The following is a 13,889-nucleotide window of genomic DNA, read 5'->3' as shown; positions in this document are numbered from 1 at the left end:
ATATGTGGTTTTCAAGAGAATGCTTGGACAATGAAAACTAACAGAAACATTTTTAATAAAACTCTAGCAAACAAATCCACTCAATATAAAAGAGCTTACCTTAGTAAGCTCTTTTATCTCATTCCCCTCATGTACCTTTATTTCACAATCGGCAATGTCACTTCACTCAATTTCACCGTAAGCTTTGTTCCTGCTTTCGGTCTAATTGTATAATCATAATCACTTGCGATTAATACGACTCCAATTTGATGTCCTGCTTTAAATACGTAATCATCTGGCTGCATGTCCCATGTAAATGTATAATTCTTACCAGGTTGAAGTGCCGTTGAATTTTCTATACTATTTAAGTTTTGCGGATCCATCCAACCTCTCGTTACAATTTCAGGCTTCGCTCCGCCGTAATCAACGAGTAAAGCGGTTAAATTTGAAACAGACCGATCAATATTACCTGTTATTGAAATTTTCGGCGTCCCACTTATTCGCATATCTTTTTGCAGTACAGGCATTGTATATACTAATCGGTTCGCTATTTCCAGCTCTGGGTTTTCTACTAATTGATTCGATTTTATTTTTGCATCATCTATTAATGAAAAAACCGTGTTTACTGATCCCATACTTAATGGTAGATTGACTGCTTTATTACTTAAATACATACGGACTTTTGATGGTACAGCCGCTGGATCTGGCCAATTTTTTATTTTTTGCCACGATTTATTTTCACGTTGTACATCTACCATCGGTTCAGCCATAATTCCATTTTCAATTCCATATAACCAATAATCGAACCATTTATTTTGCGTTTGTTGCCAGTTATTACTTGATGTTCCGCCGTGTCCACCTTGATGTAACCACATTTTACGAGGAACATTGTTTTCGCCAAGAGCTTCCCACCACTGTGAAAACTGCTTCGTTTTTACATTCCAATCATTTAGCCCATGAACTACAAATACACTTGCTTTCACATTTTTTACATCTTTTACATAGTTACGTTTATCCCAAAAGTCGTTATAATCGCCTGTTTTACGATCTTGTCCAGCTGTTAGTTCTTTAATAACCTGCCCGCAAACTTCAGGATTCTTTCTTGTTAGTACTGCTTCAGCCATATTATCTGTATCTTCTCCTTGATATCCACCTGGCGCAATTACTGCTCCATTTGCACGATAATAATCATACCAACTACTAATTGCTGCGATTGGAATAATTGTTTTTAACCCTTCAACTCCAGTCGTTGCGACAGCATTCGGTAATGTACCATTATAAGAAACTCCTGTCATTCCTACATTTCCCGAAGACCAACTTGCATTTACTTCCTTACCATCCTCTGTATATGCTTTCGCACGACCATTTACCCAATCAATGACAGACTTAGTCCCTAGTATTTCTTGCTCATCTCCAGTTGTCGGACATCCATCTGATTTTCCAGTTCCAATACTTTCGCCTAAAATGACTGCATATCCTCTCGGAACATAATAATTACCATACGATCCAAGATTAACTGCCCCATACGGTTTTCCTTCATACGCATACAATTCTTCATCAACATTATAAACAGGAACATCTTTTAAACCAGATCGATATGGACTCATTTCATAAATAACAGGAACTTTCACATCTGGATTCGCCTTTGGACGCATAACCTTTACTGATACACGATCTTTTTTACCATCTCGATCACTATCAACTTCTGTCTCTACAAATAGATTTTCTACAATGGCTTCATCAAGTGAATAAATTGGTTTCGTCATCCCATTTTCTAATTCAATTTTCGTGTTTGACATTAAAGCTTCTGAAACTTGACCATTTAACTTAACATTATTCTCCTTTGCGGAGATCCCTTCTTTATTTTCTGCATGAGCAGTCATACTAGAAACTCCTGAAGTAATTGTTAAAGATAATATAGTCGATAGTGTAATTGCTATTTTCTTTTTTTTCATGCCCTTCCCTCCCCATATATTCCTTCTTTTACTATACATCAAAAATACAGAAAATTCAGTTTATATTTTATGTAAAAAGTTGAGAAATTTGTAGAACTATCAAATCTTTTCATATAAAGAAAAGGAACTAATAACAATTAGTTCCTATCTATATACATATAAAATTGTATTTCCCCATCTACTACCGAAACCCCGTATTCAAATCCATGTCTTTCTAAAATACTTTTTACTATCGCTAGTCCTAATCCAGTACCTGATTTTTCTTTACTACGAGAAGATTCTAATACATAAAAAGGTTCCCAAATTTTATCTATCTCTTTAATGCCCTCAGCAGCAATTCCATTTTGAATTCGAAAATACACAATGTCATTTTTCTCTTCTACTGTGATTTTTATATTTTGATTCGTTGTATATTTTATCGCATTAGAGATTAAATTTTGAAAGACCATTCTCATTTTATTTAAATCAGCATAAACAATCGCGTCACCAGCATTATAGTTCACTTGCAAATTGATTTCTTTCGACTCCAGTTCAATTTTATGCTTATCTATTATACTTTGGACTAGTGGTTCAATAGGGAATTCTTCTTTATGTAAAATATCTCTTTCTAATTTAGAAAATCGTAATAACTCTTCAATTAAATTTGAGATTTGATCTGTTTGTTTAATGATTGTATCAACATATGTACCATCATCTAAACCGTCTTTTATTCCAATAGAATATGCTTTTACTAATGCGATTGGTGTTTTTAATTCATGAGTTACATCGCCCATAAATCGTTTTAAGTGGTCATTTCGATCTGTTAAATCTTGATGTGCTTCATGTAATTTATCACTCATAATGTTGATACTATTTGCTAAATCACCTATTTCATCATTCGTTTTAACTTTCGTCCGTTTAAATTTCAGACGTGAAATATCTTCTGCGACATCACTCAATTCATTCAATGGTGTAGTGATTGTTTTTGAAAAAATCCAGACGAGCACGATAATAAGGAATAGTGAAAATCCCAAAATATATAAATAAAATGAGTTAAGAGTTTTAATTACTTCATTAGAATGTGCGATAGAAACTCCTACTAAAATCAACATATCATCTTTCGCAATGTATTTCGCAAAAAAACTAGATTTTATCTTTTCTTGATCATATATTTTATTCGATTGTCCGAGGTTCTTCACTTTCGTAATTTCTTCTTTTGTAATCCAAAGTTTATTCAATGCAACTCTCTTTTTTGTAAGTTGCATGCGTAATTCTTCATTAATAGCATCTTCTGAACTATTTATTGATGTATAAGCAATCGTAACATTACCTTCATTTTCAATACGATTTATGGCATCATCCAGTTCTTTACGCGGTATTGACTGTATTTGCGCTGTAATGCCTTCCAAGCTTTCGCGTGTTTTGTGCACATTATATTTTGGTAAAAAATAGTTAATTAATAATAAAGAGACCGTATAAATAAGGATGACTGTTAAAGAGATGCTGAAAAATAACTTTTTACCGAGTTTATTCACACTCTTCCTCCAAACTGTATCCTAAACCACGATGTGTCTTTATAATATTTTCTCCTATTTTTTTACGTAACCTTCTTACATGCGTATCAACCGTTCGCTCTTCCCCAAAATAATCAAATCCCCAAACGATATCTAACAACTTTTTCCTCGTTAAAATCGTGCCTTTATGATTTAAAAAGCACTTTATTAATTGTAATTCTGTCTTTGTAATGTCTAATTCTTTCTCATTTTTATATACTTTATTTTTGGTGAAATCTATTTTTAAATCTTGAACTTGGATAACATCTTCATGCTGCACAAGCTTTTTCGCTCGAGTAATTAGCACTCCCGGGTGAAATGGTTTTTTCACGAACTCATCTGCCCCGCTTTGAAGAGCTGCTAATTCATCTTCACTTTCACTTTTCGCAGTAAGCATTAATACTTTCACACTTGAATTCTTTTTTATTTCCTGACAGACAGTAATACCACTACTTTTCGGCATCATCCAGTCTAAAATAGCTAAGTCAATTTTCTCATCATAAAATATTTGAAGTGCTTCCTCTCCATCTTTTGCTAATAAAACTTCGAAGCCTTCTTTTTCAAAATACGCTTTTAAAATTTTCAGCATATCTTGTTCATCATCCGCGATTAATACTTTCATTATATTTCCTCCATTACTTATAAACAAATACCAATTTTATCATACAACTTCTTTGTTACATCAATGTGACATAAAAATATTTACAACGTTTGAGGGTATAGTAAGTGTGAGGTGTTGTTTCATGTTCAAAAAAATAGGAGTCATTACTCTTCTCTTCTTTTTATTATCAACAAATGCGTTCGCAAATACAAATAAACAAATTGAAGTATTTGATTGCAAAAAAGAAATGGTAGTCCAAAAACAATCTTTAGATTCAGCCATTCAAAAAGAAGCAGTTCAATACGCAAAATCAATTACCGGTCCATTCAAAAACTTAAATGTCGTTCCGAAAGATGGACATATGATAAAAATCCCTTTATTTAGGCCTGTTTCTATTACAAATCAATGGTTACATACAACAATCGATGAAGTACTCATCCTGCTCCCACTTAATGAAAAACCTTACATTATGCTTTACGATGATGAGAATAATCCACATTTTTATTATGTAAAAGGTGATCCGAAAACTTTATTAAAACAAATGAATGTTAAATTATAATTAATTAAAGAAAGATCCCGCAAGTATCATTCGCGGGATCTTTCTTTATCAGTTAACAACTTGATTTTCATTTAAAAAATTAATAATCTGCCTTTTGTGATGGTTATCGTGATCTACGAATTCTTTAATAATATATATTAGAGAGTACGGTATTCCAGTATGAGGACAATATGATACTCCATTGGCAGTCAAATGTTCCTTTAGCTTTCCAATAGACAGTCGGTTAAGCTCTTGAACAAGTAAATCTCTTTTAGCTTGTGCTTCTTCAAGAAGTTTTATCTTAGATATACCTGATTTTGCATAATTAGAGGCTATTTTATTATATGTATCAAAGTCAGGGAACTCCATTCCCAGTCCATCTCTCACTGATGATAATGTCTCACGTAAAAGATAGTCATCCCAATTCATAATATGAGATATGATTTCACCAACAGTCCATTTCCCCTCTGATATTGGTGCCACCCACAATTCCTCTTTCATACCTTTCAATGTATTTATCCAAATTGAATATTCATTGAAATCATTAATAATTTTATTTTCTCCCACCATCTAACTCCCCATTCCAATAATATATTTAAATAAATCATATCATAAACCTACACAGAACAGAACAAACGTTCCGAAGAAGAACAAATAATAATTCACTACATCCTTTTATCTAAGTTTAGATAATGGCTCGCTCCTACATATTTTGTCCCTTTCACAAATCCACTCGAAGTATAAAATTTGTCACCCTGTTCTGTATCTGTATTTAAGACAACAATAGTAAAATATTTTTTCGCATCGCTTAAAATTCTCACTAACAGTAACCTCCCTAATCCTTTCCTTCGGTATTCTTTTGCAATATAAAATCTCCTTAACCTACCAATCTTATTGTCTTCTGTATACAGATTTTCATTTATACCTCCAATCCCAATTAGCCTTCCCCCTTGAAAAATGCCATATAAACATTCACCAGTTTTATTAAATGTGTTTATTTTATTTTCATATTCACTTATTAGTTTTATTAGGAAATTAAATCCTTCGTCTTTGCTTTCTTGAACAAGATAATCGTGTTCGTATATCATTAAATCTTCAATTTGTTGAATATGTATATCTTTCAAGTAAATTCCTCCTTAATATGAAAATACATAAAAATGCTCAAGAATCATTTATTCTGAGCATTTTTATGATTGTTACTTTATTCAATTCGTATATGCGTATTCTTCACTTCAGATATAAATCGATAATATAATTGTTTAATTTCTATACATTTAAAGGTATTTGTACTCAAAAATCATTAATAAAGTTGTTTAATTCTTATTGAACTAAAGCACTTGTTTGTTTAAGTGAATACATTCACATTTATAATGTCTCTCAAGTATAATATCAGTTTATATATTCACTATTCTTCTCTAACAGGTTCAAGATAAATTATAATTTGTTAATCGATATGTTTGTGTAACCACTGTTCAAATATCTTTAACTGTTCTTCAGTATGAAAGTAATGTTCGCCTGTCTCCATGACTTCTAATTCACAACGATGTTTTTTTGTAAAATAGTTAATAGTTTCAAATTCGCACAGTTCATCCTTGGCTCCGTACATAATATACGTATCTGTATTCCATATATTAATAGGATGTTCTTTTACATAGCATAAATAATCCCAATATAACTTTTGACCAATAGGTGTCTCTATAGTCATTTCTTTTTGCAAAAGCTCTGGTGTTACATTAAAGCCTTTCATCATATTTTCGATAATTCGTTCCATATTAACTACTGGTGATAAAAACAATGCCTTTTCTATCACATCATTTTGATAGGCTAAAAGGCTAAAATAAGCCCCCATACTACATGCAAACACGCTTACTTCTTTCCAATGTTGTTTTGCGTAATTCATAATTATAGATAATTCACTAACACAAAACTGTACTTTACAAGGAGTATTATCATTTTTTCTTTCTCCATGCTCAGGTAAATCAAAGCTTAATACTTGATAATCTTTTTGATTGGCTTCTTCAGCTAATATTTGAATAACTGTATCTTCCTTATTTGACATATTTCCATGTACTGCAATAAAAATTTTTTCACTCTTATTTCCCCATAAAACCGTGGGAATATTACTAATTTTAAAATTATCTTTAAGCATATTTCCTCCGTGGAATAAGACATATAGGAATTGGCAAAAAACTGCACACACTTTATAATCCTCTACTCAGCTTTAAAACAAATCAAACTATTACTAATTCATCACAAATGAATTATAATCTCTCTACCCCTATATAACAGAGGCTATTTTGAATTTAAAATCTTTCTTTTTTTCCATTTCTTCAGAAGCTACAAGTTCTTATTTTGATTCCTTATTGAGCTAATCTACTCCGTTAGTAGAAGAAGGATTTTTAAACAATTATATTATTTTTTAAATGACTTTATTATAAATTAAACACCTTTATTATCTCTGCACAGCAGGAAATATTCCCTTTAACTCCATTAAATCATCTATTACTATATCTGCATGAGCAAGTTCACCTTCTTGTGCAAAATCAAAATTGCATCCAATCGCAATCAAGCCATTATCTTTAGCTGCATTTATATCAGATAAACGGTCCCCTACTACTGCTGCTTCTTTTATATCATACTTGTTCAAAATACTTTTAACTAAGTCGCTTTTATTAAGTGAGTTTATTTGTTCAATACTAAACGTTTCAGTAACCCATTGGTCTAAAGCATAATAAGATACGATCGCTCGTAAATATTCAGTTAAACCATTACTAGCAATATAAATTGAACAATTATTTTCTTTTATATATGTAAAAATTTCTTTTACGTTCGGGTATAAAGCACCTTTTCCGCTCTTAATGTTTTCAATTAGTCTTTCTAAAAAATATGCATCAGTTTGTTCTCTTACTTCTATAGAATGATTCGGTAATAAAGCTTCCCAAACTTTTGGTAAAGGCACACCCATGATTTCACGGTATTTATCAATAGGTGTTATCGTATCCCATAATTGTAGTGAACGTAAATGATCAAATGTATCATCTAGTGATAATTCTAAAATTTTGTCTGTTTGAAATAAAGTTCCATCCATATCGAAAATTAGTGCTTGTAACATGACATTCTCTCCCATTCTTTACTTATTAACTACAATACAGTTTTACTCGAAATATTTTTAAACATCTCAACAATAATTTCTGAACAATAATTCGCTGCGGTTTTCGCAAAATCATCATATGAAACTTGCGCTGAATCATCTGCACTGTCAGAAATGCATCTCAAAACAAGAAACGGTATATCATTTATGTAAGCAACATGTCCAATTGCTGCCCCTTCCATTTCTGTACAATGAGGTGCATATTCAGTGACTAATTGCGCCTTTAATTTTGAATCCTCGACGAAGCATTCTCCGCTGACGATTCTTCCTTCATGAACAGTAATATTTAAACTACTACTATTAACAGCTTTTTGGGCTAAATCTCTTAATTCCTCGCTTGCTTGAAACGCTTCTTGAAACGGAAATAGATTCTTCATTTGATTTTTATTAACATCATGATGCGTAACATTTGTAGAAATAACTAGATCGCCAACTTTCACATCCGGATGTAATCCACCCGCAACACCTGTATTAATGATAGAGTCTACCTCAAACTTACTAATTAATATTTGTGTACATGCAGCTGCATTTACCTTCCCTACACCACATCGCGTAATAACAACTTCTGTATCCATAAAGTTTCCTCTATAAAAAGGTATTCCCGCAATAGTATGTTCCTCTTTAATAAGTAGTGTTTCTAATAGTAAGTCTATTTCTATTTGCATTGCTCCGATAATACCGATTCTGTTCATGTATGTAGTCCCCTTTATCTATTTGCGCTCCCCCTGCATAAGCTGCAAATATTCATCAATATCTTTATTTATTTGTATAAAAGCTTTATTCCAAAACTCATAATTTGTTAGATCAATTTCAAAATGTATTTTCATAAGTTCTTCAACTGGAGCTTTTCCCGTTTCTCGCAAAAATTCTTTATACCTCAAATAAAATTCCCTATTATTTTCTTTCGCTAATTCTAGTAAACTAAAACTTACTAAATAACCAAATGTGTATGGATAATTATAAAAAGGAACATCTGCTATATAAAACTGAACGTATTTCATCCAAACAAACGGCTGATATTCTGTTAGTGCATTTCCATATACCTTTTCTTGCGCGGCTATAGATAATTTCTCAATTTCATCAGCACTTATAGGACCTTCTTTACTTTTTTCATAAAAACTCTTTTCGAACTGAAACGATGCACGAATTGCCATAACATAATTAAAGCTATTTCTAATTTTCCAACTGAGCAATGACTTTTTCATTTCTGTACATTCTGCTGTTTTTATTAAGTGATCTACAAGTACCATTTCAAAGAAAATAGACGCTGATTCAGCTGTACTCATTGGCAGATAATCATCTAAAAATGAAGTAGATTGTTCAAAACTCATAACATAAAAATGCCAAGCATGTCCTAGTTCATGAGCTAGTATTCTTACACTATCAATTGTTCCATCATAACGCATTGAAATACGGGATTCTTTTTCACCGAAAAAAGGAGCACAAAATCCTCCAGGTGGTTTACTATCTCTTGGTTCCGCATCTACCCATCCATTCGCTATTGCATTCCGCGCGAACTTTGTCAACTCTTCATCTATATTTTCAAATGCATCATATATGTTTTGTACTCCTACTGAAAAAGGAATAACGGTCTTATTACTTTCTTTTAATGTCATAAGTTCATGCCATGTAATCGAATTCTTTTCCTTTTTAAATACGTTTAAAGCACTTACTAGCTTATCAAGTTGTGTTTCTGTTACATCCCACATTTGTGATAATACAGTTTCAGAAATACCATTCATTTGAAGGGATTGAGTTAAAACTTCTCTCCTTTCTAATTCATTACTCCGCGTATTACGTAATCTTCCAATTTGATTCAATACAGTAGCAAAGATATCTTTTTCCTTATTCAAAGCATTTGTAAGAGAATCAAATACTATTAATCTTTCATTATGATCATCACTATTCATCGCAACGTAATTTGCTTGTCCAAATGATAAAGTCTCTTTATCGTGTATTACTTCTATCTTATTTCTTAATTGTGTATACATATCTTCCCAAGCTTTTAATTCATTTTCTATAAGTCTAATACTTGAATGATTTGCATTAACACTTTGTCCCTTACTAGATTCTATTAATAGTTGAACTTCTTTCTTTAATTGATTTACTTTTACACTTAGTAAAGTATCTTCAGAATGCTTCTCATCTTCAGCAGCACGGCAATATAAGTAATACTCTGCTTTTTCGATAGCCTGTATAAGTTGTGAAAGGATTACTGAGTCTTTTGTTGCTTTATATTCTACTTTTAGCTGTTCTATAGAAATCATAGGGTCCTGTTCATTGGAATATAGCCTGCATAAATCCCAGTTAGTTGGAGCATATATAAGCTTATTCATTTTTAATAGCCTCCTATTTTTACAAATAGTTACAATAATTTAATCCCTCCATAATTATATATGAATCTTCAATTTTTAGATATCTCTAAAAATTGAAACTTAAACGAATGCATTTTAACATTCCTTATTCTGCTCCCTCCCATTTACAAGTCTATCTTTTATGAAATGTAGATAGCATAAAGACGCTAGAGCTACAAGTATTGGAATAAGTATGACTCCTCCAATAAAGGGATAAACCGCTACACAACATGTAAAAGCTATTATAGAAAAAATTTTACCTAACCTATTATTTATTAACTTAACTCCGGCCGCAGTGCCGACTATATATGTAACAATCCCTAACGAATTCGGTATTAATACGATTCTATCTATACTAATATGAAAAACGAAACTTATTAACAAACCTATTATCGCAATAAAACCTACAACTTTTACTGCATTTGTTGGCGCTGCTCTTTTTTCATTAATACATGCTAAATAACGAGGTGCAACTTCTTCCTTTCCTAGTGAATAGCCTAAACGGCCCATGCTTGCGATAAATGCATTTGTCGTCCCTAAGCAAATAATAAAAGCTAAAAATCCAATTAACCATGCAAATTGATTACCTAATGTTTGTTTTATTACCAGCACTAGAGCTGTAGTATTATCAGCATTAATATGATATGATTTTGTTCCAATTACTGATAATGCAATCCCCATATATAAAACTCCAATAATAATAATCGCAAATCCTGTAGACAAAATAATATTTCTTTTTCTAGGTGCTTTAAATTCTGGAGCTAAACTCGCAATTGCTTCCCAACCGAAAAACGACCAAAAAATTAAAAATGACGCATCTAAAATCGGGTTTACTTCTTTCATAGAAATATGTACATTTATATTTTTCATTTCAATATAAGGTAGTGAGCTTATAATTGTTACGATTAAAATAAAAAAAGTTAATACACCGATACATACTTGAAATGAACCGCTCATTTTTAATCCAAATAAATTGAAACCGATAGAAATACTTACTATGATTAACCCGATAATATAAGAAAAATACGATGGTAAAGAAAAGACTTTTACTATATACATTCCACCTGTCAGTGATACAATGATTTGTCCAACACTACCTGCGATAAAAAAACACCACCCTATAATCGCACCTACTTTTTTACCAAAAGCCTTCTCAGAAAAAGTTGCAATTCCCCCTGCACTTGGATGCTCAATAGATAAAAAAGCGAATGTTAATGCAAGTGGGATACTAAGTAAAATCATAATAAGCCAAGAAATAATCGCATTTCCTTCCGCTATACTCGCAGTCATACCAGGTAAAATAAGAATTCCTGATCCTAAAACTGCTCCTACGTATAAAGCTGTTCCCTTTTTAATAGAAATTGTTACGTTGAAATGATTAGACATTACATGCACCTCCATTTATATTTTAATTATAGAAAGTTATCAGTCTATTCAACATTCAATTGTGTATGTAATTTAGCATTAGATTTTATATTATGCATGTATTTCAGAAGTTTACTTTCAACTTTGCAAAGGAGCATGAGTAATGGATGAGATCGATAAGAAAATAATCCTATTATTACAAGAAGATGCCAGGATGACAATTACAGAAATGACTGAGCATCTACACCTTAGCCGCCCTAGCGTTACAGAAAGACTAAAGAGGTTACAAGATACTGGAATAATTGAGAAATATACCGCACGGATATCATTAGATGAAGTTGGAAAATCAATTCAAGCATTTTTAAGAATCGAAAATTTAAAGATTCCATGCAAAAAATTTGAGGAAAAAATATACGAAGAATATAGAATACTCGAATGTCATCGAGTAACCGGTGAAAGTAGCTATTATTTAAAAGTAGCAGTTCACTCTATGAAAGAATTAGAGGAATTAATTGATATCGTTATTCCGTTTGGTACAGTGAAAACTTCGATGATTTTATCTTCACCAATACCATATCGACCGGTAGTTGTAGAATAAAAATAAAAAAGGATATTCTTAAGAGCATAAAATAACATACTCTTTTGAATATCCTTTTTAAGCTTATGATTTCCTGAAGTATCCAACTACCCCCCCTTTTAATCCATTTTATTTTCAGCTGATAGTTTAAAATACTTAGCAGATAATTTATATGAGCGATTCTCATAATAATAATCCCCCAATTTATAAGCTAATGCGGCAACTAAGCTATATTGCTGTTTTTCTATACCCATCTCAATTGCTGTTTTCATATTCTTCTCATATCCATTATAATCTGCCCATATTCTAGATTTTTCCGCTTTAAATCCATATAGTTGAACATGGGCATACGGTACATCACAAATCGATAAAATTTCAAATGCCTCATCTATAAGTTTAGTTACTGTTTGCCAATCTTTTAATTCTATATAAATTTCTATTAAATTCCGAATTGTATATACCTTACCTTCTTTGTTTGGTAAATACTCACAAAGGATCAAGTTTTCCTCGTAACACTTTATTGCATTTTTATAATCTTTTAATGCTTGATAAATTTTCCCGTAATTATATTTCAAAAAACATAAATTTAATGGCTCATTTTCCACCTTTGATTCATTTTCTACTTGTTTTAAAGTTTCATATGCTTGTTCATACTGTTTATCTTTGTTATATTGCATCGCAAGAAGTATTAACGTATAAATTTTATATTGTTCTATATTAAACTTTTTATACAATTTATATGCTTTTTTTGCATATATGCGACTAATACTTTGATCTTTATTAAGATTCTGACTTACTATACTTAGATTGTAATACGTATCTGCGTGCAACTCGGTCTCTTCTGGTTCCAGCATATTTTCTATCTTTTTGTAAACTTCATATGCTGTAAAATACTCCCCTTTATTAGAAAAATAAAGACCTCGAGCTCTTAAATAATATATATAATCTTCAGTATTTTGCATTTTCACTTGACTTGGAATCATTTGCGAAGCTTGATCTACAAATAACTTCACATATAATAAGTTTTTATTTCGGACATGATAGTATATGATGCCGCCATACGTCTTTAATAATAAAGGAATTGCGTCCACTTCACGAACGTATAATTCTAACAAAGATAATTCAGCTTCAGTTATACTTTTATCTTTTTTATATTTATCACATATTTCAAGAATAGTAAGCTTTATCTCCTCGTAATTGCCATCTATGAGAAAATCGCAATCAACACCCAGCTTCTTAGAAACTTGTTTTAAAAAAGAAGATGATGGTTTGATTTTCCCACTCTCAATTCTACTTAAATAGGTTACTGAGCATATTTCTGATACGAGCTCCCCCTGTGTCAATCCTTTATGCATACGAACTTGCCGAATACGTTCCCCAATTTCCATCTTTTTCTCTCCCTAATTAACCATTTCATGCTTTTCACTAAATAAGTCATTATGTATTTCTTAATCTTTCATACTATATAAAATATACAATTTCACAAATGTAAAAAAATGTATCATTCATTTTAATATTACATTCATATTATGATTATTTCTAGATAGCTTGTTAAATTTAATGGTTTAAATTTAAGGTTTTTGCCCACTTTTTTCATACAATTTTACTTCTTGTTATTAACAAAGACGGCGCCATATACTTGAATTACGATAAACTTAATGAAAAGGATTTAACTACATGTAAACTATCATTCTTAAAATAGATCGAATGGTTAATTACATTTACCTAGTACATGGAAGACATCTATTGTAAATGAAAATAAATTAAATGAGCTCAATAGATGAATTATCAATATCACATCCTAGAAATTAGTTTGTCGAATTATTTAGTAAATATG

The 13,889-nt window shown here is 31.4% G+C and carries 13 protein-coding genes; 2 read left to right on the top strand and 11 right to left on the bottom strand.

Annotated features, from left to right (window positions below; all coding sequences use genetic code 11):
* Window positions 1-137: 137 nt before the first annotated feature.
* The 3 genes from JDS80_RS16240 to JDS80_RS16230 all read right to left on the bottom strand — a co-directional run bounded on the left by JDS80_RS16240 (window position 138) and on the right by JDS80_RS16230 (window position 4,088).
* On the bottom strand, window positions 138-1,934 hold the full coding sequence (locus JDS80_RS16240; RefSeq protein ID WP_199639282.1) for a Xaa-Pro dipeptidyl-peptidase: 1,797 nt from the start codon (window positions 1,932-1,934) through the stop codon (window positions 138-140).
* A 137-nt stretch (window positions 1,935-2,071) separates the two neighbouring features.
* Entirely contained in the window at window positions 2,072-3,448 is a 1,377-nt protein-coding gene (locus JDS80_RS16235; RefSeq protein ID WP_071746215.1) for a sensor histidine kinase, read from the bottom strand.
* Entirely contained in the window at window positions 3,441-4,088 is a 648-nt protein-coding gene (locus JDS80_RS16230; RefSeq protein WP_071746216.1) for a response regulator transcription factor, read from the bottom strand. The genes JDS80_RS16235 and JDS80_RS16230 overlap by 8 nt, the downstream gene beginning before the upstream one ends.
* 121 nt (window positions 4,089-4,209) lie before the next feature.
* Here JDS80_RS16230 and JDS80_RS16225 point away from each other — a divergent pair, with 121 nt between their 5' ends.
* Window positions 4,210-4,626 carry a hypothetical protein gene (locus tag JDS80_RS16225; protein WP_071746217.1) on the top strand — a complete coding sequence of 139 codons (417 nt, stop codon included), beginning with the start codon at window positions 4,210-4,212 and terminating at the stop codon, window positions 4,624-4,626.
* 48 nt (window positions 4,627-4,674) lie between these two features.
* On the opposite strand, the gene JDS80_RS16220 is transcribed toward JDS80_RS16225, so the two are convergent.
* From JDS80_RS16220 to JDS80_RS16190, 7 genes are all read right to left on the bottom strand, one after another.
* A complete protein-coding gene (locus JDS80_RS16220) occupies window positions 4,675-5,172 on the bottom strand; it encodes a DinB family protein (RefSeq protein WP_071746282.1) in 498 nt (165 codons plus the stop codon).
* A gap of 98 nt (window positions 5,173-5,270) precedes the next feature.
* Window positions 5,271-5,729, bottom strand: a complete 459-nt coding sequence (locus JDS80_RS16215; RefSeq protein ID WP_071746218.1) for a GNAT family N-acetyltransferase — start codon at window positions 5,727-5,729, stop codon at window positions 5,271-5,273.
* A 320-nt stretch (window positions 5,730-6,049) separates the two neighbouring features.
* Window positions 6,050-6,754, bottom strand: coding sequence for an alpha/beta hydrolase (locus JDS80_RS16210; RefSeq protein WP_199639280.1), 705 nt, complete (start codon window positions 6,752-6,754; stop codon window positions 6,050-6,052).
* 303 nt (window positions 6,755-7,057) lie between these two features.
* Window positions 7,058-7,717 (bottom strand): HAD family hydrolase, encoded by a 660-nt coding sequence (locus JDS80_RS16205; protein ID WP_199639278.1) that lies wholly within the window; start codon window positions 7,715-7,717, stop codon window positions 7,058-7,060.
* A gap of 29 nt (window positions 7,718-7,746) precedes the next feature.
* Window positions 7,747-8,448: a 5'-methylthioadenosine/adenosylhomocysteine nucleosidase gene (locus JDS80_RS16200; protein WP_098889566.1), complete on the bottom strand. Its 702-nt coding sequence runs from the start codon at window positions 8,446-8,448 to the stop codon at window positions 7,747-7,749.
* A gap of 18 nt (window positions 8,449-8,466) precedes the next feature.
* A complete protein-coding gene (locus JDS80_RS16195) occupies window positions 8,467-10,092 on the bottom strand; it encodes a M3 family metallopeptidase (RefSeq protein WP_071746222.1) in 1,626 nt (541 codons plus the stop codon).
* A 114-nt stretch (window positions 10,093-10,206) separates the two neighbouring features.
* Window positions 10,207-11,496 (bottom strand): APC family permease, encoded by a 1,290-nt coding sequence (locus JDS80_RS16190; RefSeq protein WP_071746223.1) that lies wholly within the window; start codon window positions 11,494-11,496, stop codon window positions 10,207-10,209.
* Between the two features lie 142 nt (window positions 11,497-11,638).
* Here JDS80_RS16190 and JDS80_RS16185 point away from each other — a divergent pair, with 142 nt between their 5' ends.
* Window positions 11,639-12,073 carry an Lrp/AsnC family transcriptional regulator gene (locus tag JDS80_RS16185; protein WP_071746224.1) on the top strand — a complete coding sequence of 145 codons (435 nt, stop codon included), beginning with the start codon at window positions 11,639-11,641 and terminating at the stop codon, window positions 12,071-12,073.
* Window positions 12,074-12,171: 98 nt separating this feature from the next.
* Here the strand turns inward: JDS80_RS16185 and JDS80_RS16180 are convergent, their stop codons facing one another.
* The gene (locus JDS80_RS16180; protein ID WP_199639276.1) at window positions 12,172-13,440 is read right to left on the bottom strand and encodes a helix-turn-helix domain-containing protein; all 1,269 of its coding nucleotides are present in this window, start codon (window positions 13,438-13,440) and stop codon (window positions 12,172-12,174) included.
* Window positions 13,441-13,889 lie beyond the last annotated feature (449 nt).

Origin of the sequence: Bacillus cereus group sp. N8 (genome assembly GCF_016483685.1) — a bacterium.
Classification (GTDB): domain Bacteria; phylum Bacillota; class Bacilli; order Bacillales; family Bacillaceae_G; genus Bacillus_A; species Bacillus_A proteolyticus.
Note: the sequence above shows the minus strand (reverse complement) of the source record. Positions and strands in the feature narration are given on the sequence as shown.

Bases quoted from the DNA above. Each gene is read 5' to 3' on its own strand.
- JDS80_RS16240 (WP_199639282.1), bottom strand. From the start codon at position 1,934: ATGAAAAAAAAGAAAATAGCAATTACACTATCGACTATATTATCTTTA.
- JDS80_RS16230 (WP_071746216.1), bottom strand. From the start codon at position 4,088: ATGAAAGTATTAATCGCGGATGATGAACAAGATATGCTGAAAATTTTA.
- JDS80_RS16225 (WP_071746217.1), top strand. From the start codon at position 4,210: ATGTTCAAAAAAATAGGAGTCATTACTCTTCTCTTCTTTTTATTATCA.
- JDS80_RS16210 (WP_199639280.1), bottom strand. From the start codon at position 6,754: ATGCTTAAAGATAATTTTAAAATTAGTAATATTCCCACGGTTTTATGG.
- JDS80_RS16205 (WP_199639278.1), bottom strand. From the start codon at position 7,717: ATGTTACAAGCACTAATTTTCGATATGGATGGAACTTTATTTCAAACA.
- JDS80_RS16200 (WP_098889566.1), bottom strand. From the start codon at position 8,448: ATGAACAGAATCGGTATTATCGGAGCAATGCAAATAGAAATAGACTTA.
- JDS80_RS16195 (WP_071746222.1), bottom strand. From the start codon at position 10,092: ATGAATAAGCTTATATATGCTCCAACTAACTGGGATTTATGCAGGCTA.
- JDS80_RS16190 (WP_071746223.1), bottom strand. From the start codon at position 11,496: ATGTCTAATCATTTCAACGTAACAATTTCTATTAAAAAGGGAACAGCT.
- JDS80_RS16185 (WP_071746224.1), top strand. From the start codon at position 11,639: ATGGATGAGATCGATAAGAAAATAATCCTATTATTACAAGAAGATGCC.
- JDS80_RS16180 (WP_199639276.1), bottom strand. From the start codon at position 13,440: ATGGAAATTGGGGAACGTATTCGGCAAGTTCGTATGCATAAAGGATTG.